This window comes from Paraburkholderia aromaticivorans (assembly GCF_002278075.1).
In the GTDB taxonomy this organism is placed as follows: domain Bacteria; phylum Pseudomonadota; class Gammaproteobacteria; order Burkholderiales; family Burkholderiaceae; genus Paraburkholderia; species Paraburkholderia aromaticivorans.
In genome coordinates, this window is sequence record NZ_CP022990.1 from 287,751 (window position 1) to 310,810 (window position 23,060).

At 64.6% G+C, this 23,060-nt stretch carries 23 protein-coding genes; 9 read left to right on the forward strand and 14 right to left on the reverse strand.

Going from position 1 to position 23,060, the window contains the following annotated elements; all coding sequences use genetic code 11:
• The first annotated feature begins 188 nt into the window (after positions 1–188).
• Positions 189–605: a hypothetical protein gene (locus CJU94_RS21070; RefSeq protein WP_095420663.1), complete on the forward strand. Its 417-nt coding sequence runs from the start codon at positions 189–191 to the stop codon at positions 603–605.
• A gap of 573 nt (positions 606–1,178) precedes the next feature.
• Positions 1,179–2,129, forward strand: a complete 951-nt coding sequence (locus CJU94_RS21075) for a peptidoglycan DD-metalloendopeptidase family protein (protein ID WP_095420664.1) — start codon at positions 1,179–1,181, stop codon at positions 2,127–2,129.
• A 10-nt stretch (positions 2,130–2,139) separates the two neighbouring features.
• Here the strand turns inward: CJU94_RS21075 and CJU94_RS21080 are convergent, their stop codons facing one another.
• Positions 2,140–2,958: an alpha/beta fold hydrolase gene (locus tag CJU94_RS21080; protein ID WP_095420665.1), complete on the reverse strand. Its 819-nt coding sequence runs from the start codon at positions 2,956–2,958 to the stop codon at positions 2,140–2,142.
• 360 nt (positions 2,959–3,318) lie between these two features.
• Entirely contained in the window at positions 3,319–3,717 is a 399-nt protein-coding gene (locus tag CJU94_RS21085; RefSeq protein ID WP_095420666.1) for a hypothetical protein, read from the reverse strand.
• Positions 3,718–4,124: 407 nt separating this feature from the next.
• Between CJU94_RS21085 and CJU94_RS21090 the strand changes: the two genes are divergently transcribed.
• The 3 genes from CJU94_RS21090 to CJU94_RS21100 are packed head-to-tail and all read left to right on the forward strand — an operon-like array spanning position 4,125 to position 8,138.
• Positions 4,125–4,580: a (2Fe-2S)-binding protein gene (locus CJU94_RS21090; RefSeq protein ID WP_095420667.1), complete on the forward strand. Its 456-nt coding sequence runs from the start codon at positions 4,125–4,127 to the stop codon at positions 4,578–4,580.
• A gap of 1 nt (position 4,581) precedes the next feature.
• Positions 4,582–6,834 (forward strand): xanthine dehydrogenase family protein molybdopterin-binding subunit, encoded by a 2,253-nt coding sequence (locus CJU94_RS21095; protein ID WP_095420668.1) that lies wholly within the window; start codon positions 4,582–4,584, stop codon positions 6,832–6,834.
• A gap of 11 nt (positions 6,835–6,845) precedes the next feature.
• The gene (locus CJU94_RS21100; RefSeq protein ID WP_095420669.1) at positions 6,846–8,138 is read left to right on the forward strand and encodes a c-type cytochrome; all 1,293 of its coding nucleotides are present in this window, start codon (positions 6,846–6,848) and stop codon (positions 8,136–8,138) included.
• 81 nt (positions 8,139–8,219) lie between these two features.
• On the opposite strand, the gene CJU94_RS21105 is transcribed toward CJU94_RS21100, so the two are convergent.
• The 7 genes from CJU94_RS21105 to CJU94_RS21135 form a co-directional block, all read right to left on the reverse strand.
• Entirely contained in the window at positions 8,220–8,876 is a 657-nt protein-coding gene (locus CJU94_RS21105) for an amino acid ABC transporter permease (RefSeq protein WP_007177020.1), read from the reverse strand.
• 2 nt (positions 8,877–8,878) lie between these two features.
• A complete protein-coding gene (locus CJU94_RS21110; protein ID WP_095420670.1) occupies positions 8,879–9,625 on the reverse strand; it encodes an amino acid ABC transporter permease in 747 nt (248 codons plus the stop codon).
• Between the two features lie 95 nt (positions 9,626–9,720).
• Positions 9,721–10,545, reverse strand: coding sequence for a transporter substrate-binding domain-containing protein (locus tag CJU94_RS21115; RefSeq protein ID WP_095420671.1), 825 nt, complete (start codon positions 10,543–10,545; stop codon positions 9,721–9,723).
• Between the two features lie 77 nt (positions 10,546–10,622).
• Positions 10,623–11,705 (reverse strand): ABC transporter ATP-binding protein, encoded by a 1,083-nt coding sequence (locus CJU94_RS21120; protein ID WP_095420672.1) that lies wholly within the window; start codon positions 11,703–11,705, stop codon positions 10,623–10,625.
• 51 nt (positions 11,706–11,756) lie between these two features.
• A complete protein-coding gene (locus CJU94_RS21125) occupies positions 11,757–12,650 on the reverse strand; it encodes an ABC transporter permease (RefSeq protein ID WP_095420673.1) in 894 nt (297 codons plus the stop codon).
• Entirely contained in the window at positions 12,647–13,591 is a 945-nt protein-coding gene (locus tag CJU94_RS21130) for an ABC transporter permease (RefSeq protein WP_425272228.1), read from the reverse strand. Before CJU94_RS21130 ends, CJU94_RS21125 begins: the two co-directional genes overlap by 4 nt.
• Before the next feature lie 5 nt (positions 13,592–13,596).
• A complete protein-coding gene (locus CJU94_RS21135) occupies positions 13,597–14,691 on the reverse strand; it encodes an ABC transporter substrate-binding protein (RefSeq protein ID WP_095420675.1) in 1,095 nt (364 codons plus the stop codon).
• Positions 14,692–15,216: 525 nt separating this feature from the next.
• Here CJU94_RS21135 and CJU94_RS21140 point away from each other — a divergent pair.
• Positions 15,217–16,110 (forward strand): LysR substrate-binding domain-containing protein, encoded by an 894-nt coding sequence (locus CJU94_RS21140; RefSeq protein ID WP_095420676.1) that lies wholly within the window; start codon positions 15,217–15,219, stop codon positions 16,108–16,110.
• Between the two features lie 9 nt (positions 16,111–16,119).
• Here the strand turns inward: CJU94_RS21140 and CJU94_RS21145 are convergent, their stop codons facing one another.
• Together CJU94_RS21145 and CJU94_RS21150 are read right to left on the reverse strand one after the other, a co-directional pair.
• A complete protein-coding gene (locus tag CJU94_RS21145) occupies positions 16,120–17,202 on the reverse strand; it encodes a calcium:cation antiporter (protein ID WP_095420677.1) in 1,083 nt (360 codons plus the stop codon).
• 464 nt (positions 17,203–17,666) lie between these two features.
• Positions 17,667–18,020 carry a BON domain-containing protein gene (locus tag CJU94_RS21150; protein ID WP_095420678.1) on the reverse strand — a complete coding sequence of 118 codons (354 nt, stop codon included), beginning with the start codon at positions 18,018–18,020 and terminating at the stop codon, positions 17,667–17,669.
• Positions 18,021–18,441: 421 nt separating this feature from the next.
• On the opposite strand from CJU94_RS21150, the gene CJU94_RS21155 reads away from it, so the two are divergent.
• Together CJU94_RS21155 and CJU94_RS21160 are read left to right on the forward strand one after the other, a co-directional pair.
• Positions 18,442–19,089, forward strand: a complete 648-nt coding sequence (locus CJU94_RS21155; RefSeq protein WP_095420679.1) for a DNA-3-methyladenine glycosylase — start codon at positions 18,442–18,444, stop codon at positions 19,087–19,089.
• Positions 19,090–19,364: 275 nt separating this feature from the next.
• A complete protein-coding gene (locus CJU94_RS21160) occupies positions 19,365–19,709 on the forward strand; it encodes a DUF4148 domain-containing protein (RefSeq protein ID WP_095420680.1) in 345 nt (114 codons plus the stop codon).
• Between the two features lie 458 nt (positions 19,710–20,167).
• On the opposite strand, the gene CJU94_RS21165 is transcribed toward CJU94_RS21160, so the two are convergent.
• Complete coding sequence (locus CJU94_RS21165; protein ID WP_095420681.1) at positions 20,168–20,611, reverse strand: CBS domain-containing protein; 444 nt, start codon at positions 20,609–20,611, stop codon at positions 20,168–20,170.
• Positions 20,612–20,882: 271 nt separating this feature from the next.
• On the opposite strand from CJU94_RS21165, the gene ribA reads away from it, so the two are divergent.
• Complete coding sequence (ribA, locus tag CJU94_RS21170; RefSeq protein ID WP_035516591.1) at positions 20,883–21,533, forward strand: GTP cyclohydrolase II; 651 nt, start codon at positions 20,883–20,885, stop codon at positions 21,531–21,533.
• 207 nt (positions 21,534–21,740) lie between these two features.
• On the opposite strand, the gene CJU94_RS21175 is transcribed toward ribA, so the two are convergent.
• Positions 21,741–21,941, reverse strand: coding sequence for a hypothetical protein (locus CJU94_RS21175; RefSeq protein WP_095420682.1), 201 nt, complete (start codon positions 21,939–21,941; stop codon positions 21,741–21,743).
• A gap of 14 nt (positions 21,942–21,955) precedes the next feature.
• Positions 21,956–22,861, reverse strand: coding sequence for an NmrA family NAD(P)-binding protein (locus CJU94_RS21180; RefSeq protein ID WP_095420683.1), 906 nt, complete (start codon positions 22,859–22,861; stop codon positions 21,956–21,958).
• Positions 22,862–23,060: the final 199 nt, after the last annotated feature.

The window sequence follows — 23,060 nt, forward strand, 5'->3', positions numbered from 1 at the left end:
ATCGCGCCACTCGCGCGCGATATGGACGCTGACGATGTGCGCTGCGCAGGCTGACTCATCGCATCTCCCGTGAACGCACGCGATGAACTCGCGCGCCATGTTCTGCTCAAATGGTATCGCGCCGCCGCCGGCTTGGACGCGCCTTACGTTTCGCCGCAGGCAAGACGGATTCCTTTCACGGAGACTTCATGAGCAATCGCGCAACGCAGATCCTTCCTCACCATAGTTATGTTCATTCGATCGGTGCGCCGCTGGCCTGTGTGCAAGGCACGATCGGCAAGGTGTTCGCCAGCCCGGAAAATCATAACGGGGCCAATCACCAGCACTTGATCATCAAGATCGACACGGTTTTGAAGTTCGACGGCGGTACGGACAATCTCGTGGGCACGGAGGTCTTCGTCGCCGTGCGTTTCGGCGACAACGAAGGTCTCGCGCATGAAATCCCCGGCTTGCAGGCCGGCCAGCCAATCGAAGCCCAAGGCGAATACATTCCCGACGCCAGCGCCTATCCCACTGAAGACAACAGCAATCCCGTTCTGCCGGTCCTGCACTTTACGCATCATCCTGTCGGCTATGTAAAGTATCACGGGGAGTACTACAGCTAGCCGTCTTCCATCACGCCGGAGCGGCGCGAGCCCGTTCTCGCGCCGCGACCATTCTCCTCCCGCACTCGCTGCCGTTTGCGTGGACGATTCAAGTTTTGCTCCCACTTTGCCGTTAAAGCAAACGTTGTCGTGCGGCTGCCTAGGGGTAGCCGTTGGCGCGTCTTGCGTGGCGCGCGGATCGGATCGCTTGTCCGGACGAGGGCAACGGCACGCATAGCCGCCCGACACGTTGCACGCGCAACGATGTCCGCAATACCGGGCGTAAGGTTTGTATCAGAGTGTGTGAGTTGACGCGTTTTTTATAAAACGCACTTTACAATTCCGCTGGAATTTTAATCGGTAATCTGACCCTTTTCGCGGAAGATCGGCTGTTTTGGCGGGCGGTATCCGCGCGTCCGGGGTACCCGGCAGCCGGTAAAGGCAGGGGGCGGATTGGTCGGCAGGGCATGGATGAACGCCGCACGAGGCGGTTCGGCCGTGTCGCAGGGAAAGCAGCGCGCCGTCCGGGCGCGCGCATCGTCTGCGGCAAGCCGGCATCCAGCTCGACAATGAATGAGGCAGGAGTCGAACAAGATGGGAAAGCGTTTCGACAGAACAATGATGGCCAGTCTCGCTGGCGCATGGGTGGCGCTGGCAGTCAGTGGTTGTGCGAATGTGGGACAGCAGGGTGCGCAGTCAGGCGCCGCATCGGGCGCGGCGGTTGCATCCGGGGCGCCGGCCGCCAGCGCGCCGGCTGCCGATGCGATAGCGGCCACGCCGGCCGCGATCAGCGCCGATCAGAGCGCGCCGCTTAAGAAGTCGCCGCCGCTGGTGTATCGCGTCAAGCGTGGCGACACACTGGCGCGGATCGCGCAGCGTCATCATTGCAGCGTCGGGCAGTTGCAAGCCTGGAATGGATTGAAGGCGTCCTCGCGGCTCAAGCGCGGACAGGTGTTGCACGTCGCGTCGCCGGAAACGGTGCGGGCGGTGAATGCGGCTAATGCCGCAGCGAAGGCCGCTGCGGCTTCCGGGGCCGCGGCTTCTGGCGCTGCGCGGCAAGCGGCGGCGGCCGCCTCGGCCGTAGGCGCGACGCCGTCGCCGTCGGCACCTTCGCCCGCGCCCAGCGCCGCCGAAGCACGCGAAGTGGCGCAACAAACCGCGCGGCACGCGAATGGCGTGTCTCTCGCGTGGCCCGCGGGCGGAACCGTGGTGGAAGGATTCCAGCCGGGTGAAACGCGAGGCATTGAAATCGGCGGCAAACCGGGCGACCCTGTGCGGGCGGCGGCCGACGGCAAGGTGATGTACGCCGGCATGGGCTTGAACGGTTACGGCAGTCTGATCATCGTCCAGCACAACAAGGACTTTCTGACCGCTTACTCGCATAACCGCAAGCTGCTGGTCAAAACCGGCGATATCGTCGTGCAGGGACAGCAGATCGCCGAGATGGGCGACGAAAAGAACTCGCGGGTGTCGCTCGGGTTCGAGCTGCGCCGCGACGGCAAGCCGATCGATCCCATGCCGTACCTGCCGCAAGGACGCGGCTAGCCGCGCGCCTTTAATCCAGCCACCGCAGCGCCGCGGCGACGATCGCTTCCGGCGCGTCTTCCTGCATCAGGTGGCCGGCCTTCGGCACCGGCTGAAAGCGCGCTTCCGGTATGGCGGCGGCCAGTTGACGGCCGCGCGCCAGCGCAATCCATTGATCCTCTTCGCCCCACAGAATCTGCACCGGACAGCGTAGCTGCGCATAGCGCGCTTCGACTTCGTCGGTGTAGCGTTGGTCCATCTGCGCGATTTGCCGGTAGAACGCGGCCTGGCCCGTTGTGCCGAGCCAGGGCGTGACATAAGGTGCGAGTTCGTGGTCCGGAATCTCACGCGCGATCGCGCCGCGCACATAGGCCTTCACCACCGCCTCGTGGATGTAGGGCGGCAATCCGGCGAACGCGTCACCATGTTCGCGCACATGCCGCACGAACGGCGAACCCCACGGCGCCACCGCCACCGGATCGATCAGCGTCAGGCTGCGATAGTCGCAACCGTCGATCAGATGCGCGCGCAATGAAGTCGCACCGCCGAAATCGTGCGCGATGACGTCTGGACTTTTCAGTTCCCAGTGGGCGAGCAATTCCGCCAGTAAGGTATTCTGCACGCCGAGCGAAACGTCCTGGCCGTCGCGCTGCTCGGACTGGCCGTAGCCGAGCAGATCGTAGTAGTACACCGTGCGGGTTTGCGCGAGATGCGGGGCAACGCGGTGCCACACATAGGAAGAAAACGGCGTGCCGTGAACCAGCACCAGCGGCGGACCGTTGCCGGTCACGTTAAAGCGCACGGATTGATCGCGGAACGTATAGCTTTCGGGAAGCGGCCAATTTTGCATAGCGATGAGCGTCGCAAGAAAGTCCGCCTACCTTAGCAGGCCTTCGTGAAGCATGCAGGCCGGCTTTTCGTAGCCTGTTCGGCGCGCCTCCCGCAGAAGCTCACTTTTGTTTTATTCAGCAAAACCAGGCAAATTCGATCGCGGCCCGCTCGCGGACTCGTCTGAACGACAAACGGGCGCCGCGGGCAATACGCACTCTTACGAATCGCGCATAAATTGGCCTGAAATAAGGCCTGGTTGGATTGGTCGCATCCGAAAACGCCTGGTAATCGCACGATGGCTTCCGTATGAGCCAGCGTGCGAATCAGTTTTGCGCGATCGAAACGCACGCATTCAACGGTGAGGGAATTCGGGAGCCGGCTACTTCGACTCGATCTCGCGCAATAGCTGCGCCACCTGGCCATGATGATGCAGGATCGCCGGATCGGCATGCAGCAGCGGCAGATAGCGCGGCAGGAACATATTGTTCGGCAGGTCGGGCGAGAAGAGTCCTGCTACCGCTTCGGCCGCCGCGATCCGGTCGGTGGCCTCGGCCTCCTTGTCATCGAGAATTTCGTCGACGTTCGCAATCACGGTTGAGAGCGGCGTGAGCCAGCGAAACCCCGAACCGTTGATGAGCGCCTGCAGGAACGCCGCGGGCGTGACCGGGCCGAATTCCTTTTCATACGCTGCGCGCTCGTGATCGAGAATGGCTTTGTGCAGCGCCAATAGCGGCCGGCGAATGTCCGAGAGGAATTGAGTGCATTGCGAGTCGTTCATGTGTGCTGCTCCTTCGGATAGTCAGACCGCATCCATGCTAACAAAATCGCACGGCCATGATTCGACAAGATTAATCGATCCTGCCAGGCCCTTCGCCTCGACGCGATGCGAAAAGAGTAACGCATTGATTCGAATCCGCTTTCAGCCATGCAATAGACCCACCCGAGGTTTTTTCAGCCCGCAGGGGCCGGGCAGCCTGGCGGCGAACTTCTTAATGCGCGGCTACAATTCGCCGGTCAGTCCCGCCACGTTTGCGCCGTGCATTAACCGCCGCTTTCGAATAGCAGAAAGCCACATGGCCTATTAGTCCGGCGTATCGAATAAACACGGCGGGTCTTCACGTTTTGGTTCGACGTCTCTGTCTAAACAACCTCACAAACAATAAACCCGACTCTCGGAGCCGCTCAATGACAACGCTCAATATCAACGGCCAGACGCATACCGTCGACGCGCCACCCGACATGCCACTCCTGTGGGTCTTGCGCGACCTCGTCGGCCTGACCGGCACGAAGTTCGGTTGCGGCATCGCGCAGTGCGGCGCCTGCACCGTGCACCTCGACGGCGTGGCGGTGCGCTCGTGCGTCTTGCCGGCTTCGGCGGTCGGCGAGCGGAAGATCACCACGATCGAAGCGGTGGGCAGCACGCCGGCCGGTCAAAAAGTGCAGCAGGCGTGGCGTCAGCTCGACGTGGTGCAATGCGGCTACTGTCAGTCGGGGCAGGTGATGTCGGCGGCTTCGCTGCTCGCGAGCAACCCCAATCCTACCGACGCCGACATCGACGCCGCCATGGCCGGCAATATCTGCCGCTGCGGGACCTACAACCGCATCCGCGTGGCGATCAAGCAAGCCGCGAAGGGGGCCTGACATGTCGCAGGGATTGCTCGATGCGCAGAACGGCGCAGCGCCGTCGAAAGCCGACGCGCGCGGCGCGGGGGGATTGTCGCGCCGCACCTTTCTGAAATTCGGCGTGACGGTGGGCGCGGCGGCCGGCGGCGGCCTGCTGCTCGGCTTCAGCATGCCGGCCGCCAGCCAGGATCAGAAGGCCGGCAAATCGGTGATCGGCGGCGATGGTGTCGAAACGCCGCAAAGCGGCGTGTTTGCGCCGAACGCGTTCATCCAGATCGACACGGCCGGCAAGGTCACGCTCGTGATTCCGAAGGTCGAGATGGGCCAGGGCGTCTATACGTCGATTCCGATGCTGATCGCCGAGGAGCTCGAAGTGCCGCTCGACACGGTCACGGTCGACCACGCGCCGCCGAACGAAAAGCTCTTCATGGACCCGCTGCTCGGCGGCCAGCTCACGGGCGGCTCGACCTCGATCCGCTATGCGTGGGAACCGATGCGCAAAGCGGGCGCTGCCGCGCGCACCGTCCTGATCAACGCGGCCGCGCAGCAATGGCAGGTCGATCCGGCAACCTGCCATGCGCAGGCCGGCCAGGTGATTCACGCGGCCAGCCAGCGCAGCATCGGCTATGGCCAGCTGGTCACCGCGGCCGCCGGTTTGCCCGCGCCGCAGAGCGTCAAGCTCAAGGATCCCAAGGACTTCAAGCTGATCGGCACTGCGGCGAGGCGCCTCGATTCGCCGGAGAAAGTGGACGGCACCGCCTTGTTCGGGCTCGACGTGCGCGTGCCTGACATGGTCTATGCGGCAATCGCGAACTGCCCGGTGTTCGGCGGCACGCTTGCGAGCGTCGACGACACCCACGCGAAGAAGATTCCCGGCGTGCGCCAGGTCATCAAGATCGACAACGCGGTCGCGGTGATCGGCGACCATACCTGGGCGGCCAGACGCGGCGTGCAGGCACTCGTGATCAAGTGGAACGAAGGCGCGGGCGCGAACCTGTCGATGAAGCAGATCGTCGACGACCTCGCCAACGCGTCGCAGCGCAACGGCGCCGTGGCGCGTAAAGACGGCGACGTCGGCACTGCATTTAACAATGCGAAGACGCGCGTCGATGCCGTGTATCAGCAGCCGTTCCTCGCGCACGCCACCATGGAGCCGATCAACTGCACGGTGCATGTGCGGCCCGACGGCTGCGACGTGTGGCTCGGCTCGCAGGTGCCGACGCGGGTGGTGGACGCGGCCGTGGCCGTCACGGGCCTGCCCGCCGACAAGATCGTCGTGCACAACCATCTGATCGGCGGCGGCTTTGGCCGCCGGCTCGAATTCGACATGGTCACGCAGGCGGTCAAGGTCGGCAAGCAACTGTCGATGCCGGTGAAGGTGGTCTGGACGCGCGAAGAAGACATTCAGCACGACATGTACCGGCCGTACTACTACGACAGGATCTCCGCGGGCCTCGACGCGAACGGCAAGCCGATCGCGTGGCAGCACCGGATCGTCGGTTCGTCGGTGATTGCGCGGTTCGCGCCGCCCGCGTTCAAGAACGGCATCGACCCGGACGCGGTCGAAGTCGCGGCCGACCTGCCGTACGACTTGCCCAACCAGCTGGTCGACTACGTTCGCCAGGAGCCGCACGCGGTGCCCACCGCATTCTGGCGCGGCGTGGGACCGACACGCGGCACCTTCGTGGTGGAGAGTTTCATCGACGAACTCGCGGCGCAGGCCAAGGTCGATCCCGTCAAATACCGTCAGGATCTGCTCGGCAAGACACCGCGCGCGCTGAATGTGCTCAACGTGGCCTCGCAGGCGGCGAACTGGGGCAGCGCGGTGCCGAAGGGGCAAGGGCGCGGCGTGTCGGTCATGCATGCGTTCGGCAGCTTCTTCGCGATCGTCGTCGACGTCGCGGTGGATCAGGGCGAAGTGGCGGTCAAGCGCGTGGTGTGCGCGGTCGATTGCGGCATGGTGGTCAATCCGAACACGGTCGAGGCGCAGGTGCAGGGCGGCATCATCTTCGGCATCACGGCGGCGCTCTATAGCGAGATCACCATCAAGGACGGTCGCGTCGAGCAGAACAATTTCACCGACTACCGGATGCTGCGGATCGATCAGACGCCGCCTATCGAGGTGCATATCGTGAAGAGCAGCGAGGCGCCCGGCGGCATCGGCGAACCCGGCACGGCGGCGCTCGCGCCCGCTTTGACCAACGCGATTTTTGCCGCGACCGGCAAGCGGCTGCGGCAATTGCCGGTCGGCAGCCAGCTGCAAACCGCCTAACCGGAGCCGACATGAAAAACACACTGAAGGGTTTTGGCGCGGCCTTGTGCGCGGCACTGCCGCTGCTCGCGCAGACGCCGGCGCAGGCGGCCGCGCAGTCGGCCGATCCAGCGCTGGTGCAGCGCGGCGCCTATCTGGCCAAGGTCGGCGATTGCGTCGCCTGTCATACGGCACCGAAGGGCAAGCCGTTCGCGGGCGGCCTGCCGATGACCACGCCGATGGGCCAGATCTACACCACCAACATCACGCCCGATCCGCAGACCGGCATTGGCGGTTACACGCAGGAGGAGTTCGCGCGGGCCATGCGCGAAGGCGTCGCGAAAGACGGCCACAATCTCTATCCGGCAATGCCGTACCCGTCCTACGCCAAGGTCAACGACGACGACATGAAAGCGCTGTACGCGTATTTCATGAGCGGCGTGACACCCGTGCAGCAGGCGAACCGCGAGCCGGACATCAAGTGGCCGTTGAACATGCGCTGGCCGCTGAAGTTCTGGAACATGGTGTTCCTCGAAAAGGGCGTGTATCAGGACAAGCCGGGTAAAGACGTGGCGTGGAATCGCGGCGCGTATCTGATTCAGGGGCTTGGGCACTGCGGCTCGTGCCATACGCCGCGCGGCATCGCGTTCCAGGAGAAGGCGCTGGATGAAAGCGGCAGCGCGTTCCTGACCGGCGGCCTGCTCGACGGCTGGTTCGCGGCGAACCTGACCGGCGAGCACAACGTCGGCCTCGGCCGCTGGAGCGATCAGGACCTGCAGGCGTTCCTGAAGACGGGCGCGAACCGGCATGCGTCGGCGTTCGGTTCGATGACCAGCGTGATCAACAACAGCACGCAGGGCATGAACGATACGGACATCGCGGCCATGTCGACGTATCTGAAGTCGTTGCCGCCGGCAGGCGGCAGCGGCGCGCCGCCTTATACGTACGACCCGCAGGCGACCAGGGTGTCGTTGAACCGTCCGGCGAACAATGAAGGTGCGCGTGTCTACACGGCGTACTGCATGCACTGCCACGGTGTCGACGGACGCGGCTTCGCGCCGATGCTCGCGCCCTTGTCCGGCAATCCGAACGTGCTGGAGAAGGATCCGTCGTCGCTGATCAACGTGACGCTGAACGGTACCGGAGACCTGGTGATCGACGGTATTCCCGCGCCGTATCCGATGCCGAAGTACGCGCCGGTGCTCAACGACCAGCAGATCGCCGACGTGCTGACTTTCGTGCGGGCCGGGTGGAACAACGGCGCGCTCGCGGTCACGGCGGACGAGGTGGCGAAGCTGCGCAAGTCGACACACGCGGCCCGCTAGTTCCGTCAGGCGGCATGCAGGAAAAAGCGGCAACCGTGCAAGACGGTTGCCGCTTTTTTCATTCGACCGCTGTGGCGAATCTCAGCGATGCTGGCCCACCTTCTGCCGTTTCTCCAGCACCCGCGCGTACCACGTCAGCGGGAAGCACATCGCGAAGTAAATCATCGCGACCATGCCGTAGATCGGGAACGGGCGGAACGCGGCGTTGGTGATCATGGTGCCGGTCTTGGTCAACTCCGTGAAGCCGATGATCGACGCGAGCGCCGTGCTTTTCACCACCTGCACGAGAAAGCCGACCGTCGGCGCCACGGCGATTTTCAGCGCCTGCGGCCATACGATATAGCGCAACTGCTGGCCGAACGTCATGCCGAGACTCGCGCCCGCCGCCCACTGGCCACGCGGCACGGCTTCGACGCAGCCGCGCCAGATGTCGACCAGATACGCGCTCGTATAGAGCGTCAGCGTGACGGTTGCCGCTACCCACGGCGACACGTCGACGCCGAGCAGCGGCAACCCGAAGAACGCCAGAAACAGCTGCATCAGCAGCGGCGTGCCTTGAAACACTTCCACGTACACCACGACGATACGGCGCAACCACGCGATCGGCGACACGCGCATGGCGAGCAGAATCAGCCCGACAATGCCGCCGCCCACGAACGCGATCAACGACAGCAGCACCGTCCAGCGGGCCGCGAGCAACAGATTGCGGGCAATGTCCCACAGCGTGAATTCGACCATGATCAACGCTCCGTGGGCAGCGTGCGGGCGCCGCGCCAGATCAGGCGGTTGCGCCAGTTACGCGGCGCGCGGTCGTTGCCGCGCGCCGCACGGCCCGCGAACAGACCGCGGCCGAGCCGGTTGAGGATTTGCCGCAACACGATCGACAGCAACAGATACGTCGCGGTGATGATCAGGTAGCTCTCGAACGAACGGAAGTTGCGCGACTGGATGAAGTTGGCCGCGTAGGTGAGATCGGGCACGGAGATCTGTGAAACGACCGCCGAGCCGAGCATCACGATCAGCACCTGGCTCAGCAGCGCCGGAAACACGTTGGCGATGGCCTGCGGCAACACAATGAAGCGAAACACCTGGCGCCCATGCAGACCGAGCGCCTGCGCCGCCTGCACCTGGCCGCGCGGAATCGAGTCGATGCCGGCGCGCACGATCTCGATCGCGTAGGCGCCGAGATTGACGGTCATGGCCAGAATCGCGGCCTGCACTTCGTCGATATGGATGCCGAGGCTCGGCAAGCCGAAGAACACGAAGAACAACTGCACGATGAACGGCGTATTGCGGATCAACTCCACGTAACTCGCCACCACCCAGCGCGCCCATTTCGGCCCGGCCACCGCCACGCTCGCACCGGCAATGCCGACAATCGCGCCGAGCACGGTGGAGACGGCTGTCAGCCCCAAGGTCACGGCGACGCCGCGCGCGAGCATCCCCGCATAGAGGCCGAAGCCGCTGAAATCGAACGCATAGGTCATGGCGTGGCGCTCATCGTGAGGTCAATCTCCGCCGCTAGCCACGCAGCATGTCCGCCTGGGGAGGACTACGCTGCGCGGTTCGCGCAAAAAAAGGTTCAGAGGTCGGCCGGCAGCGGCGCACGCAGCCACTTCTGCGAAATCGCATTCATGGTGCCGTCCTTGCGGGCCTTGGCAATCGTTTCGTCGACCTTCTGCTTCAGACGCGGCTCGTTCTTGTTCAAACCGACGTGATCCGGCGAGCTGAACAGCGAGAACTTCTGCTCGGGATCGTTGGCCGGATGACGCGCGAGAATCGTGGCGCCGACGTCGTTGCCGACGACCATCAACTGTACCTGACCAGAAAGAAACGCCGAAATTGCGCCGTTAGGATCGTCGAAACGTTTGATGTTCGCCGAGGGCGGCGCGATCTTGGTCACGCTCAGGTCTTCCAGCGTGCCGCGCGCGACCGAAATCGACTTGCCGGCGAGGTCGGCGGCGTTCTTCACGGGCAGGGCTTTCGGGCCGAACACCGCGAGGTAGTAGGGCGCGTACGGCTGCGAGAAATCGATCACCTTTTCGCGCTCCGGCGTCTGGCCGACCGACAGCAGCATGTCCGCCTTGCGGTCGGCGAGGTAGGCCATGCGGTTGTCGCCCGTCACCTGCACGAGTTCCACCTTGGCGTTCAGCGCCTTGCCGATCAGGTTCGCGACGTCGATGTCGTAGCCCATCGGCTTCATGTCCGGGCCGATCGAGCCGAACGGCGGATAGTCCTCGAATACGCCGATGCGCACCGTGCCCGACTTGGCGATGGTGTCGAGCGCATCCGCATGCGCGGTGGAAGGCAGCGCGCACAACGCGCCGAGGCCGGTGAAGGCAAGCGTCGCCGCGAGCGTGGCGAACACCCGGCGGGTGCTGGATTGGGCAACGGGGCGTTGGTTCATGGTCTGTCCTCTGTCGAAAATGTCGGAATTGGAATGGGCGAATCTTAATGATTCAGCGGCGCGCCGACGACCCTGCGTCAGTGCGAGGCGCGCGCGGCGATCAGCTTGCACGCATGCGGCGGCAGTTCCGCGAACACCGGCATGCCGAGCATGAGCCCCGGCGTTTCGCGCGGCGTGGTGGCGGCGGTCAGCGTGAAACCGGCGCAGTCAATGGTCGCTTCGAGCGACGCGCCCACGTCGCGGATGAACGTCACGGTGCCTTGCAGCCGGTTCGGGCCGGCGGCGTCGGACGCGGCTTTCACGCCCTTCACGCACACGTCTTCGGGGCGGATCAGCAGACGGATATCGCCGCTGGACGCCGGCACGCGCGCCGGTTGCGCGACGCTGATGCGCCGGCCGCCCGGCAGGCTCACGCCGCCCGCGCCGTCGTAGGTGACCGGCAGGATATTGCCGAGGCCGATAAAGTCGGCGACGAACTCGCTGACCGGATCGCGATAGATATCGAGCGGCTTGCCGACCTGGGCGATGCGGCCTTTCTCCATCACGACGATCTCGTCGGCCATCGTCATCGCTTCGCGCTGGTCGTGCGTGACCATGATGGTCGTGATACCCAGGCGCTGTTGCAGCAGGCGGATTTCCACCTGCATCGCCTCGCGCAGCTTGGCATCGAGCGCGGAGAGCGGCTCGTCGAGCAGCAGCAGTTTCGGTTGCGACGCGATCGCGCGCGCAATCGCCACGCGCTGGCGCTGGCCGCCGGAGAGTTGCGTGACCGGCCGGTTCGCCATGTGCGGCAACTGGATCAGTTCGAGCAATTCGGCCACGCGCCGCGTCTGCTGGTCTTTCGTGATCTTGCGCAGCTTCAGCGGATAGGCGACGTTTTGCGCGACCGTCATGTGCGGAAACAGCGCGAGCGACTGGAACACCATGCCGAAGTCGCGCTGGTTCGCGGGCAGCCGCGTGATGTCGCGTCCGGCGAACTGGATGCTGCCCGAGGTCGGCGTTTCGAGGCCGGCGATCATCCGCAGCAGCGTGGTCTTGCCGCAGCCGGACGGGCCTAGAAAGCACACCAGCTTGCCGTCGGGCACGCTCAGATCGACGCTGTCGACGGCATGCGCCGCACCGAAGCGCCGGGTCACGGCCTGCAACGTTAAATGGGTCATCGGATGCTCCAGCAAGGGGTCGTCATGAGCGCGCGTGTTCGAAAGGTGAGGTCACAGCGCAACGCCTTCGTCGCCGATCAGCTTTTCGAGCAGCCAGATCAGCGCGAAATCGATCGCGACGACGAATACGGCGAAACAGAACACGGTCGGATCGAGCGACGACACCGTGCGGCTGTACAGCCACACCGGCAGCGTCATCGTGTCGATGCCGTAGAGGAAGAACGTCACCGTGAATTCGTTGAACGAGACGATGAACGCGAACAGCATGCCGGCGAGGATGCCGGGGCGCATCAGCGGCAGGATCACGTCGACGAGCGCGCGGCCGGGACTCGCGCCCATCACGCAGGCGGCCTCTTCGAACTCCGGCCCGATCGCGGCGACCGACGCAGCGCAGTTCTTCACGGTGAACGGTAGCGCCAGAATCACGTGCGCGATGATCAGGCGGAACACGCCGAGTTCGACCGGCAGCACGTTGAACACCAGCAGCAGCGACAGGCCGAGCATCACGAGCGGGTAGACGAGCGGCAACGCGACCAGTTGCTCGACCGCGGGCTTGCCGCGGAAACGGTAGCGGCTCAATGCATACGCGGCGGGCACCGAGACGAGCGTAGCGATCACCATCGTCGAGAGCGCGACGATCAGGCTCGTGCTCAGGGCGGCGCCCATCGACAGCGAGTCGCTCGCGTCCGGCGACACGAAGCTGTGCCACGCCGCGCGATACCAGTGCAAGCCGTAGGCGTGCGGCGGGAATTCGAGTGTGTCGGCCGCGCTGAACGACATCGTGATCATTGTGAGGATCGGCAGCGCGGCGAGGAACAGAACGATCGCCGCGAGCAGGGCGGTGGCTTTGCCGAGCTGGCCGGGCATGGTGGTCGGCAGACGCGGTGCACGGGGCGGGCGCGGCTGCATGCGCGTGGTGTGCGCGGTTTGAATCGGCGTGCTCATGCGTGCGGCTCCTCGGCGAGACGCTGCGTGCGGCGCACGAGGCGCTGCGACAAGGCCATCACGGTCAACGTGGCGACCATCAATACGACACCCGACGCGGACGCCGCCGGCCAGTTCAGCAGCGGCGCGACCTGGTCGTGGACCAGCACGGCGAGCATCGGCACGCGTCGGCCGCCGAGCAGCAGCGGCACGGCGAACGCGCTCGCGTTGTAGGCGAACACGAGCAGCGCGCCGGACACGAGCCCGGGCATGGCGAGCGGCAACAACACGTGACGCAGCGTTTGCCAGCGTGTCGCGCCGAGCGTGGCGGCGGCTTCTTCGTAAGAGTTCGAGACCGCGCGCATCGCGCTCGACAGCGGCAGCACGGCGAGCGGGAACGCCGTCTGGATCAGACCGAGCAGCACGCCGTTTTCGCGGTACAGCCACATCAGCGGACGTTGCACGAGGCCGCTGCCGAGCAACGCGTGATTGAGCAGCCCGGCCGGACCGAGAATGATCAGCCAGCCATAACCTTGCAGCAGCAGATTGACGAGCAGCGGCAGCAGCACGCCGGCGAGCAGGAGGCGCCGGGCGAGCCGCGACTTGGTGCGCGCCATTGCCAGCGCGACCGGAATCGCCAGCAACACCGCGCAGATCATGCTTTGAAACGCGAGCTTCAACGTCAGCCACAACGACTTCATGAAATAGCCGTCGAGCAGGTCCGCGTAGTTTTGCAGCGTGAAGCCGCGCCACTCGTTGCCCTGCGTGCCGAAGCTCATGCGCAGCACGACCAGCGCCGCCGCGCCGAGGATGGCGAGAAACAACAGGATCGGCGCGAGCAGCAGCCACGGCCGCGCTCTTTCCATGGCGGTGGCCGCGGGCGCGTCAGGCACGCCGGCGGTGCCGGCGTCCGGCATGGCGCCGGACGCCGCTGAAGCACGCCGGGAGAAGCGCGCGTGCATCGTGGTCATGCCGAGAAGATTTCGGTGTATCGCTTGATCCACGCCGGCTGCACGACGGCGAGCGCCTTGTCGTCATGCAATACGGCTTTCTCGGCGATCTGCTGCGGACTCGGCACGAACGCGCGGCTCTCGGCGGGAATCACCGCCTTCGAATTGACCGGGCCGTTCAGCACGTCGGCGGCCATGCGGCCTTGCACGCCCGCGTCGAGCGAATGGTTGATGAAGGCATGGATCAGATCGCTGTCGCCCGGATGCGATTTGGGGATCACGGTGAACATCAACTGCGTGGCAAAGCCTTCCTTCATGCCGTAGGTCACGCCCATCTTGTACTCGGGCTTGCGGATCTGATCCGGGAAGAACGCCGGCGAATAAATGCCGCCGATATCGAGCGAGCCGGTGCGGAACAGATCGGCCACCTGGTTCGGGTTCTCGCCGAGCGTCATCACCCGGTCTTTCAGCTGCATCAGTTTCTTGAAGCCGGGCTCGATGTTCTGCTGCGAGCCGCCGTTCATTTTCGCGGCGATGATCGCGAGGTCGACCGCTTCGGCCCATTCGGGCGGCGGCAGGAACAGGCGGCCGGCGTACTTGGGATCCCACAGTGCTTCGTACGACGCCGGCGCCGTCTTGACCGTCGACGTGTTGTAGATCAGCCCGTCCGACCACAGCAGATAGCCGACGCCAAAGCCGTTCGCGCCCGTGCGGTATTGCGGCGCGACGTCTTTCAGATTCGGCAGTTTGTCCAGATCGGGCTTCACCAGCAGACCGGCGTCGCCGAGGCCGGCCGCGCCGACGCCCGCCAGCGTGATGACGTCATAGGTGGGGCGATCGCCCGCGGCCTTGACCTTGGCGACCATGCCGGAGGTGCCGTCGGCGCGGTCGGCGATCACCTTGGCGCCGGTTTTCGCCGTGAAGGTGGCGGCGATGTTGCGCAACGCGGCCGCGCCCGTGTCGTCCGACCAGGTCAGCAGACGCAGCGTCTTACCGCTGAAGTTGTGTTCCTGCGCGCGCAGATTGATGAACGGCATCGGCAAGGTGGATGCGGCGAGCGCCGCGCCAAGCGTCTTGATGGCCTGCCTTCTACCCCGTTTGATCTCTTGCATGGCGGTCTCCTGTGTTGAACGCCTGTTGCCTGGTGAATTCGCTGTAACCGCCGCCATTGCAGCGCTCGTTCGCGTTGCCTGCTTGCGCTGCGTGTGGATGCACTCTAGGTTTGCCAAAATCCCTCAACAAACGAAATATGCGCATGGAGGGCATGACGTAATCTCATGCGGCGGCCGTCGCGCGAGCGGGCTAGCGCGCGCCGCTCAGACGGCGGGAGCGCCGGGGCAGTGGCGCATGCGGGTTAACGTCCATGTTTTACCGGCGCTCCGCGATTGGATGGAGGTATGAGGAAAGCTCGGTTCTGGTGCGGTTGCGGACAGGTTTTGCCCTTTATCGGTGCGTGGCGGCTCCGCGGTCCGCAGGTCCGGCGGCGGCATGAGCCGAATGCATGAACCTTGGGCCGGCTACCGCTCGTGCGAGAAATCGTGATCGCGTATCCTATGGGCTCCAAAGACGTTTCGGCCCCGTGCGACGAGCCGTGCCGCGACGTCCGCCAATGACTTTTCCTGATCCCGGATACATCGATGCGACGCCTTCCGCCGCTCAACGCGCTGCAGATTTTCGAAACGGTGGCGCGGCATCGCAGTTTCACCCGCGCCGCCGACCACTTATGCCTGACGCAAGGCGCGGTGAGCCGGCAAATCATCGCGCTCGAGGACTACTACAAGTTTCCGCTCTTCAAGCGCCATGCGAAAGGCCTGACGCTCACCGCCGAGGGTGAATTGCTGCTGCCGGCGGTGAAGGAGAGCTTCGCGCGCATCGAGGAAATTTCGCTGCGGCTGACCCGGCAGCGCACGGACCTCGCGCTGAAAGTGCCGACCTGCGTGATGCGCTGGATGCTGCCGAAGATCATGCGCTTTCAGGCCGAGTATCCGGACCTGCACGTGCAGATCACGACCACGTGGCAGCACGACGTCGATTTCCAGCTCGAACCGTTCGACGCGGCGATCATCTACGGCTCGTCGCCCGGTGCGGACGTGCAGGCCGTGCCCCTGTTCGAGGAGCGTCTGACGCCTGTGTGCGCGCCCGATCTGTTGAGAGACAAGCCGCTCGCCGAAGTGGCCGACCTCGCGCGCCACACGCTGCTGCATCCGACGCGCGATCATCGCGACTGGAAGATGTGGCTCGCCAGAGTGGCCGAGGTGGATGGCGCGAGCGCGCCGCTCATCGACGCCGAGCACGGCCCGAGCTTCGACACGCTCGATATGGCGACCAACGCCGCGCTACAGGGCTTCGGTGTCGCGATCAGCGACCTCGCGCTGATCGACGAAGACGTGGCGGCCAAGCGCCTCGTGCGGCCGTTCGATACGGTGCTCAAGACCGGGTGGCGGTATTACTTCGTCTATCCGGATTCGGTCGCGCATCAGCAGAAGCTGAATCTGTTTCGCGACTGGATCGCGGCGCACTGGGAAGAATAGCGCGCCACGTCAGGGCGCGAACGAGAGAAACAGATACGCCGCGAACAGCGACAGATGCACGGCGCCCTGCAAGATCGTCGTGCGGCCGCTGCTGAGCGTGAGCGTGCCGACAATCAGCGTCAGCACGAGCAGCACGGTTTCCTTGCCGTCGATCCCGAGTACGAGCGGCTGATCGGTGTACAGAAACACCCCGGCGACCGTCGGAATAGTCAGGCCGATACTGGCGAGCGCCGAGCCGAGCGCGAGATTCAGGCTGTTTTGCAAGCGATCGGCGCGGGCCGCGCGCACGGCGGCAAGCCCTTCGGGCAGCAGCACCAGCGCGGCAATCACAATGCCGACCACGGCCGCCGGCGCGCCCGCATTCTGGACCGCGGTTTCGACCACCGGCGAGAGCACCTTGGCGAGCAACACCACCGCGACGAGGCACACCAGCAGCAGGCCGGCGGCCGCCAGCGCCTGGGCGGCGGTCGGCGGCGCGGCGTGGACGTTTTCATCCGGCGTGCCGGCGAGAAAATAATCGCGATGGCGCACGGTCTGCACGAACACGAATACGCCGTACAGCACCAGCGACGACACCCCGGCGAACGCCAGCTGCGAAGACGACAGCAGCGGCCCCGCGCTGGTTGTCGTGTAGTTCGGCATGACGAGCGTCAACACGGACAGCGAGGCGAGCACGGCCAGCGCCGCCGAGGCGCCGCGGCTTTGAAAATCCTGCTCGCGATGCCGCAGGCCGCCCACCAGCAGGCAAATCCCCACGATGCCATTGCAGACGATCATGACGGCGGCAAATACCGTGTCGCGCGCGAGGCCGGCTTTTTCCGGGCCGGACGTGAGCATGACCGAGACGATCAGCGCCACTTCGATCACGGTGACGGCCACCGCCAGCACCAGTGTGCCGAACGGCTCGCCGACCCGATGCGCGACCACTTCCGCATGGTGCACCGCCGTGAAGACCGCCGCGCACAGCGCCACGCCGACCAGCGCGAGCAGCAGGCCATTACCCGGCATGGCATACGCGATGCCGAGCACGATCCACGCGATGAATGGCACGGCAAGGGTCCAGCGGGGCAGTACGGTCGCGGGCGTGGTCATTCGGGCCTCCTTTTTAGTGCTTGCGCTGGATCGTGCGTCGAACTCGGGACGGCTTGCACCTTGCCCTGGAGTGCGTTCGAAGGCTCAGGTGATTTGTTAAGAAAATGTTCTAACGCTTTATATTATAAGGCTAATTGTCGCGAAACCGGCGCTTGAGTCGTCAGGGGTTCGACGACGGTGAGGTGGAGCGTCCGGCATTCTGAGAGCGCAAACGGCGACAGCCTATGAGGGGGATTGCATCACGCGGAAGTGCGTGGCCTGGCAAATGACGCTTGTCGCTCACGCGAGGCGAGCAGGACTTCGTGGTTTCGTCGGCGAAACGCGGCGGGAAGTGAGCAACTTCGATGTGCCGGACAAGTTCCGCGCGCGGCGCCCGCCAGAACGGCCGCGGGTCGAACTTTGGCGCCGGCGCTCCGTGACGGAGCACCGGCGCCCGGCCATGTCGTTACAGCCGGTTCATCCGATTACTGGCCGACCGAACGAATCGTCAGGGCGTTCTTGACCGACGTCACGCCGGCCACGCCTTGCGCCGCCTGGGTGGCGATGTCGATCTGTTGCTGCTCGGGGACGGAGCCGGCGAGCGTCACGGCACCGCCTCGCGCGCGCACGGTGATGTTCGCCACGCTCAGGCCCTTGGTCTTGGCCAACACGCCACGGACTTTACGACCCAGGGCGCGGTCGGCCGCCTTGACCTGCTTGGCCGTCGGCGCCGATGCCGCAGCCGGGGCTGCCGCATCGCTGCTTTGCGCATAGGCATTGAGGGACGCGAGAACGATCAGCGCGCTGCCGATCATCTTGATTGCCGGAAATGCTTTCATTCAACTCTCTCCTATTGTCATGAGTACTACGCCCCCGAAATGGGACGGTGCGCTACACCAGCAGGTACATCGGGATCAAATCTGAATGGAACGGTGCTGCGGATCGTGCGGATGCTTTCCATCTGTACGCTGATTCGGGCGGGCCGAAACACACGCGAGCCGGCAAAGGCTGTCCTGCGGGCCGGAAACACACGATACTCCAATTAGTGCCATGGTGATGGCGACGCGGTGCGCAAGTGAGGTTTTGCTACAACGATTCGGCCGATGAAAACCGACTGATGGCGTCGTACCGCTCGATATCAGGCGCGCAGAGCGGTATTTGCTCTGATAACCGGCCGACCGGGCCGACACCCGCAGCGCATCTCGCTTGCGCCGCTTTCGAATCTCGCGCCCCCTGTGCTTCAAAAACAAGGCCTGCCGCATGCGCAATCAGCAACTCCCTATCGTGCCATTGGTTCGTGACGATTTACCGCTCGATACCGTCGAGCTCGCGCGTTTCATGGTCGGCAAATATCTGGTGCACGATCTGCCGCAAGGGCGCATGAGCGGGCGAATCGTCGAAACCGAGGCTTATCCCGTCGGCGATTCGACAAGCCATGCATTCATCGGCCGGCGTCCGTATAACCGCTCGCTGTTTCTCGCCCGCGGTCACGCGTATGTACGGCTGACCTACGGGCTCTCGTACATGCTCAATATGTCCGCCGAGGCGGAGGAGGTGGGCGCGGGCATTCTGTTTCGCGCGATCGAGCCGCTCGAAGGCCTGCCGCTGATGGAAGTGCGGCGCCCCGGTGTGCCGCTGCGCGATCTCGCGCGCGGGCCCGGCCGCCTCACCATGGCGCTCGGCATCGGCCAGGCGTTCGACGGGCTCGATCTGTGCAGAGGGCGCGGTCTGTGGATCGGCGTGGTGGAGCGAGGCGACCTGCCGGTGGGCGTGACGACGCGCATTGGCCTGTCGCGCGAAATGCACCGGCCGCTGCGGTTTTTCGAACCCGGCAGCGCTTTTGTCAGCGGACCCAGAAAGCTTTTGTCGACGCCCCAATCCGGTGCGCGCAAAGAGGCGTCGATTTGACCTGCGCCAGCACGCCTGGCGGCAAAACGTACTCATATCAGACGTATTTTTGAAACGTCAGACACGAACGGTTACGATCCCGACAATTATTACGCCGTCCATGCGGCATGGGTCGAAATCCCCCGTAAATTCCGGATCATTATTGCGAATGCGACAATTATTTGTCTCGAAATAAAGGGTTTTCCCTTGATGATCTGGTGACTAGACTAAAACGACTCGCTGCTCACATGGTGTGTCGGCGACGCAAATAAAACCATGTCTGGAGGTAAGTCATCATGAAATCGCTCATCAAGGCAGTCGCCCTTGCCGCAGTGCTCGCCGCGCCGGCGGCATCGTTCGCTCAGGCGAGCCAGCAGCCTGTCACGCGTGCGGAAGTTCGTCAGGATCTGATCCAGATGGAGCAGGCCGGCTATAACCCGGCCACGTCCAATGATTCGACGTATCCGGCCGATGCTCAGGCGGCTGAACATCGCATCCAGGCGCAGAACCCGGCGATCGCGCAGAACCAGGAGCCGGTCGCCGATACGAGCGGCTACGGCGGTGCGGCGAATGGTTCGTCGCAAGCCGGTGGCGTGGTCCAGCCGATGTCGGGCCCGCGTGCGGTGTATTTCGGCAATTGATGCTGTCCGCTATGCCAGCCGTTCAGCGCAGGCGCGTTCAGGCTCTGAGATGGGCCTGAACGGTGGGTTCTCCCGGCCGAACGGTGGTTGAACGTCGCGAACGTTGCACCGGGACAGGCAAGATTCGTGTCGATCGGAATGTGCTTCGATTGAAGGGCTTTCCGCTTCGCAATAACTGTCAGACACCGTGACTCGTAACCGGATCAAGCGGTGACTGCGGCAGTATTAGTGTGCGCACGGGTGCGCGCGCCGACTGGCGCGGCACTCACGGCGCTAGAAGTAAGCGAATGTGCATGCGAAGCGCATCAAAAGCGGCGCGAACGCTATCGCACCGCTGCGCCGCGCAACCCGCGGCACACGCCATTCAAGGAACCTCCGCTGCCGTCAGGTAGCTTCGCCCAACCGTTTCATCGATTGGGTTTTTTTTGCGCATTCGGCAGCGGGGCGTGCGCCGCGCGTCAGGGCCGCTCGCCGTGGATATAGAACTCGAGTTGCTGAATCGTGAACTGCTGTTCGGCGATGATGTTCTTCACCAGGTCGCCGATCGAGACCATGCCGACCAGCCGGTCATTCTCGATCACCGGCAAGTGGCGCATGCGCCGCTCGGTCATGAGGGCCATGCAGTCGTCGGTGGACTGGTCGGGGCGCACGAAGCGCACGGCCTTGCTCATGATGTCGCGCACCGGCGTGGCCTTCGACGAGCGGTCCAGCAGCACGACCTTGCGCGCGTAGTCGCGCTCCGTGACGATCCCGGCGATGCTGTCGCCGTCCGTGACGACCAGCGCGCCGATGCCCTTTTCGGCCATCAGCCGGACCGCCTCGTAGACGGAATCATCGGCCCCGATTGTGAAAACAGTGGTGTTGTTCGGTTTCGTTTTAAGAAGCTGTGCAACGCTTGTCATGGAGCGGCTCCGTTTCGCAGTGCAGCACGCCGGCGCGGCGCGCTGTCGTGAGGGACAGGCCATTCCAGTATAGGCGTGACGCGGCGCGGGAGTACCCAGGGAATAACTGTGGCGCGCGCGACGTTCAACTCGGGTAGCGGTGCGCCGCCGCGGCGCTTCCTCATCGCGCGCAAGGGCATACGGGTGCGGGACGTCGATTAGCGGTAAACTCCCCAGTCCGTACCTTATCCCCGGTTTGATCGGGTTCATGTCAGCACCACTGTCTAACGCCATGCTCACGTCTCACGATCCGTCGCCCGCAGCAGACGGCGCACTCAACGGCGAATGCGTCGTTCTCGACGCCACCGCCACGCTTCCCACGCGCTACGGCACCTTCACTTCCTACGTGTTCCGTGTGTGCGAGAGCGGCGCCGAACATCTCGCGCTCGTGATGGGCGACGTCGCGAACAAGTCGTCCGTGTTGACGCGCCTGCATTCGGAGTGCCTCACCGGCGACGTGCTCGGCTCGTATCGCTGCGACTGCGGCGAGCAGCTCGACCTCGCGCTGCGCTACATCGCCGCGGAAGGCTGCGGCGTGCTGCTGTATCTGCGCGGCCATGAGGGGCGCGGCATCGGCCTGTCGAACAAGATTCGCGCATACGCGCTGCAGGAGCAGGGCCGCGACACCGTCGAGGCCAATCTCGACCTCGGCTTGCCGGACGACTCGCGCGAATACGATTCGGCCGCGGGCATTCTGCGCACGCTCAAGGTGACGTCGGTGCGGCTCATGAGCAACAATCCGGAGAAGTTCGACACGCTGTCCAAGCACGGCATTCCGGTGTGCGAGCGCGTCGCGCTGGCCATCCCGATGCGCGAGGAAAACGAGCGTTATATCCGCACCAAGCAGGTCAAGTTCGGCCACTACTTCGACGAAAACGAGTGAGCCACGCGCGTGCACCGCTTGCCCGGTGTGAAGGGCGAGCGGCGCTGTAGCGGCGGGTTCGTCAATATCTTGCGGCCGGTATGCGGCCGCTTGGCTTTGCGGCGTCGTTGCGCTCCTGTGCGCCCGTTGCGCTGCTGTTGCGTAGCGCGGCGGATCGGAACACGCCGAAGTCGTTCTTGCGCCGACATCGCGCCGAAGCACGGCAGCTCAGAACATGCCGAAGTCGTCGTTGCTGTCGGGGATCGCGGCGAGTACGTCCCGCAGTGCGCGCCAACCCAGCCATTGCGCCAGACTCGCCCGGATTGCCGGCCGGCGGCGCGCGCTTGCGCGCATCGGCGGCGCTTTACGACAGACCGTCGAGACCTTGCGCGCCTCGATCGAGGCGCGCAGCCAAGGACAGGTATGCATGGCGTCTCTCCTCGTCAGCGTGCGGTCGCCGTAACCGCGGCTGCGTGCGGCAGAATCGCCGCCAATACTTCCGCCAGCGTCGTCGCGCCGAAGCGCCGCTCGCTGACGTCCGCTTCGACATCGATGCGACCCGCGTTGTGCGCGTCGTAAAGGTCCGTGATCAGGCGGGCGTAGGATTCGCCGAGGCCCGCGCCGGCAAGCATCGCGGCCCATTCGCCGCGCGGCACTTCGCGCGCCGCGACTGCGCGGCCGGCCAGGTCGCCGATCGTGCGCGCCACCTCCAATGTGCTCACGCGCTCATCGCTTTCGATGCTCACGATGCGCGGCGAAACCCGCTGCGCTCGATCGTCGAGCAGCAGCTCGGCGGCGAGCGCCCCCACGTCCTGCGCGGCAACGCTCGGAAAGCGCTTGCTCAACGGATGATGCAGACTTGGCAGCACGCCTTTCGCGAGTGCGATCGGTAGCACGCGAGCCCAGTTGTGCATGTGTTCGGCGGCGCGCAGAAACGTCGATTGCGAATCGACGCTTCGAAGTTGCGTTTCGAGTTCGTGGAACAGCGTGGTGATGCCCGTACCGGTGGGATGTTCGGCGCCGTAGTCGGAGAGCGCGAGAAGGCGCGGCGGCGGATCGGCGCGCAATGCCGCGACAGTCGCGTCGATCATGCGGCGCATCGCCTGCGCGGGATCGGTGTCAGCGTGCGGCACCGGACACAGCAACTGCACGGCATGCGCGCCTTCGATCGCGCGCGCCACGGTTGCGGCGTCGAGCAGATCGGCGAGCGCGATCTCGCAGCCGATCTTCGCGAGGAATTCGCCCTGGTCTGCGTTGCGGACCACCGCGCGCACTGGGCGGCCCGCACGGCGCAATGCCGCCGCGCTCACTCTGCCGACATGGCCTGCTGCTCCAAAAATCACGAACACGGTACGCTCCTGGTTGGCTCGGTATGACGTCATACTAGGGATACGACGTTTGGGAAGCGCGCGGGCAAGGATGGTTTTGCGCAGATTCGGATGATGGTGTTGGTCTTCCGGGCCGCGGCGGGAGCGTTGAATTACGTAGGGTCGAGCGAAGCGGCAAAAAACGCCGCACAATGCAGAGACATTGGCCGCCATCCACGAG